1 protein-coding gene is annotated in these 1723 nt (G+C 74.6%); it reads left to right on the forward strand.

Features of this window, described 5'->3' with window-relative positions:
* Window positions 1-257: 257 nt before the first annotated feature.
* The coding region (locus tag LLG88_11740; GenBank protein ID MCE5247572.1) for a hypothetical protein at window positions 258-1723 on the forward strand (1466 nt) is incomplete at its 3' end.

Consider the following 1723-nt stretch of genomic DNA (forward strand, 5'->3'; position numbering starts at 1 on the left):
CGTGCTGCGCGTGCCGTGGGACGAGACGAACAAGGAGCGGATCGTCCCCGCGCTCGGCCTCGCCCTGCAGGACGAGGCGACGCTGCACCGCGCCGACGCCGACGCGCGCCATCAGGCCGACCTGCTCGTCGCGCTGCTGAAACGGGCCGAAATTCCCGAGTAAGCCCGCTTGGCAAACTGGGCGATCGCGGGTGTAATAGGTCCGTCCGGCGCCGCGCGGATTCGCGAGTGTTCAGCGCGGCCGGACGGAGGGAACGATGGCCGAGCCCGCGCGCCCGCGCGTTTGGCTCCGGCTGGCGATCGCGTTGGGGGTCCTCGGCGTGGTCTCCGCCGGCGTCGTCTACCTGACCGTCCTCGATCGCCGCGCGATGGAGCGTGAAGTCGCGAGCGAGCTCCGGCTTCAGAACGCCGCGCGCGAGGCGCGCCTCGCGCTCTGGTTCGACGAGGTCTCGCGCGAGTCGGCGCGGCAGATGGCCGCGCCGTTTCTTTGGAACGTCGAGTCGCTGGCCGACGTCGCGGAGGGGTCGCCCCTCTACCGGCAGCTGCAGCGGCGAATGTGGCAGTTCGTCTACGGGCGCGACGACGAGCCGGTCTGGCACGCGCAGCCGGTCGGTCCGCTGGAGTCGGTGCTGCTCGTGGACCGCGAGCTGAAGATCGTCGCCGCCTCCGATCCGCTCGTCGTCGGCGCGCGGTTCGCCCGCCCGCCGGACGCGGCGCTGTTCGACGCCGCGCTCAGGAAGCCGCAGGTGCGGCGGATCGAGGGGGAGCGGAGCGACGGGCAGGCGGTCTTCGAGCTGACGGCCGCTGTGCCGAACGCGCGCGGCGCGTTGATCGGCTTCGTGCGGCTGCGCTACGTCGGCGGCGCGATCGCCGCGCCTCCCGCGGCGCCGGTGGCCAGGGTGGCCCTGACGCCGCGGATGTGGGGCCCGCTGCTCGCCGCGCTGCTCGCGGCGCTCGGCGTCGCCTTCGGGGCCCTGGCGACGTACGAGGTCGCGGTCGTGGCGCGGCGCCTCGCGGACGTGGCGAAGGGGCGGCCGCTCGAGCCGGACGAGCGGCGCGGCGTCGTCGGGCGCGCGCTCTCGGTGATCGAGGCCCGGCTGGAATCGCTGCAGGGGACGGCGCGGCGCGACGACGCGCTGCTCTCCGCCTTGTCGGAGGCGCTGCGCGAAGGGGTGCTGCTCTTCGACGAGCAGGGGCGCTCGGCGATGACGAACCGTCAGGCGCGGCAGATGCTCGGCTGGGAGGAGGCCGGCGCGGCGCCCGTCCCGGCGTTCGTGGAGCGGCTGCTGGCGCTCAACCCGGAGCTGGCGACGATCGTCCGCCGCGGGCTTGAGCGGCGCAGCGCGGTGCGCGACATGACGTTGGCGCTCGCGCTGCCCCACGGCGGCGCGATCGATGTCCAGGCGACCGCCTACGTCCTCGCCGAAGGGACGCAGACCGTCGGGCTGATGCTCGTCCTCAAGGACCGCGCCTCGATCGCCGCGCTGGAGCGGAGCCTGCGCGAGGCGTCCCGGCTGCAGGCGATCGCCGGCCTGACCGGCGCGGTGGCGCACGAGGTCAAGAACCCGCTCGGCGCGATCGCCGTCCACGTCGAGACGCTGCGGCGGAAGCTGGCCCGCGGGCCGGACGTCGATCCGTCGTCGCTCGAGCGGCTCGCCGTCGTGCGGGAGGAGGTGGACCGGCTGCGCGACGTGCTCGACGAGTGGCTGCGCCTCACCGGCCC

Source organism: bacterium, assembly GCA_021372775.1.
Lineage (GTDB): Bacteria > Acidobacteriota > Polarisedimenticolia > J045 > J045 > JAJFTU01.